Here is a 5,376-nt window from a genome sequence, read left to right as displayed (position 1 = left end):
GGTGCAGCGCGGCGAGCGCGAGCGGCAGCGCCACGGCCGCGCCGACCAGGGCGTGCGCCGCGCCGACGCCGCGGATCCCGTCCGCCCGCACGCCCGCGACCAGGGCGGGGACGAGCACGACGACCCACGCGAGGTTCAGCCACATGGTGGCGCGGGTGCGGCCGGCCGCGGTGAGGACGTCGAAGGTCAGCGAGGTGATCATCCGGACGGCCATGAGGATCGCCAGGAACCCCAGCACGACCGCGCCGGGCGTCCAGCGGGCGCCGTACAGGAAGGCCAGCAGCGGCTCGGCGAGCGTGGCGAGCAGCACCGCCGCCGGGAACACGAACGCCAGCAGCAGCGGCAGGCTGCGCCGGACGCCGTCGGACAGCGAGTCGGGGTCGTCGCGCTCGGCGAGCCGGGAGAACGCGGCTGTGGAGACGTACCGGATCGCCTGCCCGATCAGCGTCGGCACCCAGCTCGAGACGTTGAACGCGATCATGTAGTAGCCGATGGCGACCGTTCCGAGGACGTGCCCGACGATCACGTAGTCGGCGTTGAGCAGCACGGACTCGATGCCGAGGGACGCGGCGAGCGGCAGTCCGAAGCGCAGCAGCCGCCCGGCGACCGCCCGGTCGAAGCCACCTCCGGACGGGACGTCCGCCCATCGCAGGATCAGCGCGCCCGCGACGGCGGACGCGACGACCTGTCCCCACACGAAGCTGTAGGGGCCGAAGTCCGCCAGGGCCAGCACGACCGCGACGGGCGCCTGGCACACCAGTCCCGCGAGGTTCGCCTTGACGATCGTGTCCTGCCTGAACGCGCGCATGAGGGAACCGCTGCGGACGGCCGTGATCCCGTCCACGACCACCACGACGCACAGCAACCGGATCGGCCCTGTGGCGGCGTCGCTGTGCGCGAGGTGCGCGTAGTACGGGGCCGCGAACCAGCACGCCACATAGACCAGCGCGCTGGAGGCGAACGCGAGCACGGTCGCCGTACGGGCCATCTCTTCGAGCTTGCCGCGCCATTGCACGACGGCCGCGATGATGCCCGCGTCGTTCACGTGAATGAGGAAGGCCCAGGCCGCGAGCGCGATGGCGAAGACGCCGAAGTCCTTGGGGGCGAGCAGTCGCGCGAGCACGAGGTTGAGCGCGAACGACCCGGCCTTCGTCCCGACGGTCCCCAGCAGGCTCCAGCTCAGCCCACGACGGGTCTTGGCGCCCAGCGACCGCTCGGCCGCCTGGCCGTCCTGGCCCCCGCCGCCTTGGCCGTCGTGGCCCTTTGGGCCTTCCTTCAGTTCGTCGCTCAAGGCGCGTCCTGGACGCGTTCCAGCCAGATCTCCCGCCAGAAGGGGACGAACTCGCGCGGGCAGTTGAAGTTGTAGGCGCCCTCGCAGACCAGGCCCTCCAGGATGATGCAGGGCGTCTTCATGGTGAGCAGCCGTCCGGTGCTCTCGTCGATGACCTTCTCCACCCGCGCGCGCACGCGAGCCGTCTTGCCGCAGTGCCGGGCCATCTCGTTCTCGAAGCCCATGCCGCGGTTCAGCAGGTCCTTGTTGAGCGTCTTGATGATCTCGTCACGCGGTTTGACCCTGACGAGCTCTCCCGGCTTGAGGTCGAGGGACTCCACGGGTGTCCGGCCATCCAAGGCGCCCTCGAACAGCGCCCAGCGCAGCCCGTTGTTGATGAGGAGCGGCTTCGGCAGACGCGCGCGCGTGATGTCCTGGTACCGGTTGTAGCCGCCGATGAGGAACGCCCTGACGGACTCGCCGACCGTGTTGTTGCCGGTCCGGACGTCCTCGACGAACTGGCCGACGTTCTTTACCCCCACGCGCTCGGGCGCTGCGCGCAGCAGCTCGGTGGCCTGACAGGAGTAAAGAACCTCGCCATCGGTGTCGGTGTCCTTGCGCGTGTTCACCTCAAGCAGCGGGAGCAACTTGCGCATGCCCTCGTCCTGCTCGGCGGGCACGGGCTCCGGAGCGGGGCCGGGGCCGACGCGCTTGAGCCAGGCGCCCTTCCAGTACAGCGAGCACGCCGTCTGGCAGCCGCCATGGGACGAGCCGTCGCAGCGCGCTCCGGCGAGGTGGAAGGCGTCCTCCATGCGGCGCATACCGGAACGGCTGATGGTGTCGCAGAGCTTGTGCGCCACCTTGTGGACGGTCATCCGCCGGCCGCAGTACGCCAGCATCTCCGGCATGAACGGCAGGCCGTCCAGCTCGCCCCGCTCGTCGAGCGTCGCGAGGATCTCCTCCGCGCCGAGCACCTCGACGACGTCACCGACCCGCAGTCCGGTGCCGGACCCGCGTCCGGGCCCCTTCTCGGGCCGGGCCTTCAGCTCGGTCATGGTTCCAACTCCTTGAGGAGTCCGGCGTCGCGCAGGGCGTCGGCCGCGTCGGCGACGGCCGCGAACGGCAGGTCGGATCGGGCGGCGATGTCGAGGAGGCTGTGCCCTCCGTCCGAGAGGTTCAGCACCCACAGCATCGCCATCTGGGTCTGCTTGGTGTCGCTGCGTCCGCCGAGGGACGCGTACAGTCCGCGGCGTCCCAGCTGGGGTTCGCCATAGGGGCTGAGGTTCAGGTACGTGCGGTCGCGCTCCAGCACCTGGACGGCGTCCCAGAGCTTGTCGAGCGTGTCGCCCATCGCGGCGGGGGAGACGAACGCGGGATCGTCGCCGGACGTGTGGTACTCGGGATATCCGGCGTACGGCGTCCGCGTCAGCGAGCCCACCGGAAGATCAAAACCGGGGGAGCAGTACTGGCGTTCGTCGTAGCCGTAGGGGGAGAAGTCGAGAATCGTGTGCGGACGATCCCGGAGCACATGCTCGAAGGCCCGGTCCACGGACGCGTCGCCCCGGCGGCTCCGCTTGTAATGGATCTGCCCCGGGTCTCCCGCGCACGCGAGGGTCAGACCGTGAGCAACGGCGTCCACCCGTGAACGGTTGCGGGCGAGCCAGGTGATGGCCCCGATGGTCCCCGGCGCGAAAATGAAACGGAAGGTGTGTCGGGGTTCATGGAGCCGCTGCGCCAAGGCGACGGCCACCGCGATACCGGCCAGGTTGTCGTTCGCCAGGGACGGATGGCAAACATGGCAGGAGATCAGCACTTCCCTGTCGGTGGCTCCGGGAATGACGGCCTCGCCATAAGTGAGGTGACCGTCCGCCAAGGTCGAGTCGATGAAGACCTCGAACGGGCCGTCCCCCATGGACGCACGGGTCTCCTCGCTCAGGCAGAAACCCCACGTCTCGGCGTAGTAGCTCGTCCTGTACGGGACCAGGGACGGCTGGTCAGGAAGCGTGTGCAGGTGCGGCGCCAAGGCGTCCATCGTCATCGTCGCGTGCACCGGGGCGCTGTAACCCACGACGTGCAGGTTCAGTGCCCGGAAGTCGACGACGCGCTCACCTGTCGCAACGTCCTTGATGTAGGCGTCACGGATGTTCCACTCGCGGGGGACCGTCCAGTCCAGCACATCCGTGCCGGTCGGCACCTCGTGCGCGCGCAAGGACGGCAGGTACTCCCCCACGATGTCGAGCGTCTGCCGGACACCGTCCCCGGTGATGCTCCGGCACAGCGGATACAGCCGCCGCACCAGAGCGTGCATCTCGTCCGGTGTCATGGGCGCGTGTCCCGGAAGTCACCGTCGAGCGTCCCGGCCTCCTGGCGGTCGGCGAGCCGGGCGAGGCGGGTGAAGCGCCGGTCGAACGTCTCCTGGGTCAGCCCGTACTCGCGGTACGCCGTGGCCAGCTCCCTGGCGCCGTCCGCGACGGACCAGGCGCAGTCGAATCCGGGGAGCGCCGCTCGTATGCGCGCGAAGTCGACCCTGTAGGACCGGGGGTCCCCGCCCGTCTCCCCAGTGATGACCAGTTCCGCATCCGGAACCGCGTCTTTCACGTGCTCGGCGATCTGCGCGACCTGAAGGTTGTTGCGCTCGGTCCCCACGTTGAACGCCTTAGCGTGGACGGCCTCGCGCGGCGCGTCCAGGACGGCGGCGAACGCGGCGGCGATATCGCGCGCGTGCACGAGCGGGCGCCACGGCGTCCCGTCCGACATCACCTTCACCACGCCGGACAGCAGCGCGTGCCCGACGAGGTTGTTGAGGACGATGTCGGCGCGCAGCCGTGGCGAGAACCCGAACGCGGTCGCGTTGCGCAGCGAGACGGGCGAGAAGTCGTCGTCGGCGAGGGCGAAGATGTCGTCCTCGACCCGCACCTTCGACTCGGCGTACGGCGTGACGGGACGCAGCGGGGCGTCCTCGTCCACCAGCTCCTCGCCGCTCGCGCCGTACACCGAGCACGTCGAGGCGTACAGGAAGCGCCGCACCCCGGCATCGCGCGCGAGCCGCGCCAGCCGGGACGCCGCGCCGTGGTTGATGTCGTAGGTGATCTCCGGGCGCAGCGACCCCAGCGGGTCGTTCGACAGCGCCGCGAGATGCACCACCGCGTCGAAGCCGGCGAGCGCCCCGGCCGCCACGTCGCGGAGGTCGACCGCGAGTGCGGGCGGGTCGTCCGGGGACGGCCCGAGCACGCAGTCGGCGAACAGCCCGGAGTCCAGACCGGTGACCTCGTGCCCGGCCGCGGTCAGGACGGGCGCCATGACCGTCCCGAGGTACCCCTGGTGGCCGGTGAGCAGGACGCGCAAAGCAGCTCCTCAGAATCGGAGGGTGAGTTTGCTGGAGTGGAAGCCCTCGGCGTAGCGGTCGCCCGCCTGCACCCCGCGCACGCGCGCGAGGCCGCGGAACGTCTCGTCGTCGAACCAGGTGCGGTCGTGCTGCGACGGGTAGCAGCGGCGCAGCAGTTCGATCTTCTCGGTGACCACGGGCTCGGCCAGCGGCACGAACACCCCGGGCTGCAGGAGGTCCGACTCCCACTTGAGGATCTCGTAGCCGAGCGTCATGTGGTCGCGGAACACGGTCGGGACGAGCTTGGCCAGGCCCCGGTGGTCCTGGTGGGCGTCGGTGGCGCACGGCGCGAGGATCAGATCCGGATCGCAGCCGCGCCGTATCTCCTCCAGCGCCTCCTTGGTGCGCTCCCAGTAGGCGGGCAGCCGGCCGTCCGGCATGTCGAGGACGGCCACCTCCAGCCGCGCCTTCGGACAGAACGCGTCCAGCGCCTCCCGCTCCTCGGCCTCGCGGACCGTCCCGGCGCCCGACAGGATCAGCGCCCGCACGCTCAGCCCGGGGTTGGCGCGGCACAGCTGCAGCAGCGTCCCGCCCGCCCCGATCGGCACGTCGTCGCAGTGCGCCCCGAGCAGCAGGATCTCCGAGCAGTGCCCCGGCGTCAGTCTGATCATTCTCTCCTCGTCCCGGTCACCGCCGCCGCCCCCCGGCCGCGGCCGCGTCCGACCGGCCGCGCCCCGCCCCGGGCCCGTCCGGTTCCTGCACCCTCCGCGGCCCGCCCGGG

5 protein-coding genes are annotated in these 5,376 nt (G+C 70.7%); all 5 read right to left on the bottom strand.

The window, feature by feature from the left end:
* A partial coding sequence (locus DZF91_RS28870) for an oligosaccharide flippase family protein (protein WP_117360276.1) occupies positions 1 to 1,291 on the bottom strand: 1,291 nt, incomplete at its 3' end.
* Positions 1,288 to 2,325 carry a hypothetical protein gene (locus DZF91_RS28865; protein WP_117360275.1) on the bottom strand — a complete coding sequence of 346 codons (1,038 nt, stop codon included), beginning with the start codon at positions 2,323 to 2,325 and terminating at the stop codon, positions 1,288 to 1,290. The genes DZF91_RS28865 and DZF91_RS28870, both read right to left, overlap by 4 nt.
* Entirely contained in the window at positions 2,322 to 3,578 is a 1,257-nt protein-coding gene (locus DZF91_RS28860) for a DUF4910 domain-containing protein (protein WP_235834637.1), read from the bottom strand. Before DZF91_RS28860 ends, DZF91_RS28865 begins: the two co-directional genes overlap by 4 nt.
* Before the next feature lie 11 nt (positions 3,579 to 3,589).
* Positions 3,590 to 4,615, bottom strand: coding sequence for an NAD-dependent epimerase/dehydratase family protein (locus DZF91_RS28855; protein WP_117360273.1), 1,026 nt, complete (start codon positions 4,613 to 4,615; stop codon positions 3,590 to 3,592).
* 9 nt (positions 4,616 to 4,624) lie between these two features.
* Positions 4,625 to 5,266 carry a PIG-L deacetylase family protein gene (locus tag DZF91_RS28850; protein ID WP_117360272.1) on the bottom strand — a complete coding sequence of 214 codons (642 nt, stop codon included), beginning with the start codon at positions 5,264 to 5,266 and terminating at the stop codon, positions 4,625 to 4,627.
* Positions 5,267 to 5,376: the final 110 nt, after the last annotated feature.

The sequence above is a fragment of the Actinomadura logoneensis genome (assembly GCF_003428695.1).
In the GTDB taxonomy this organism is placed as follows: domain Bacteria; phylum Actinomycetota; class Actinomycetes; order Streptosporangiales; family Streptosporangiaceae; genus Spirillospora; species Spirillospora logoneensis.
Note: the sequence above shows the minus strand (reverse complement) of the source record. Positions and strands in the feature narration are given on the sequence as shown.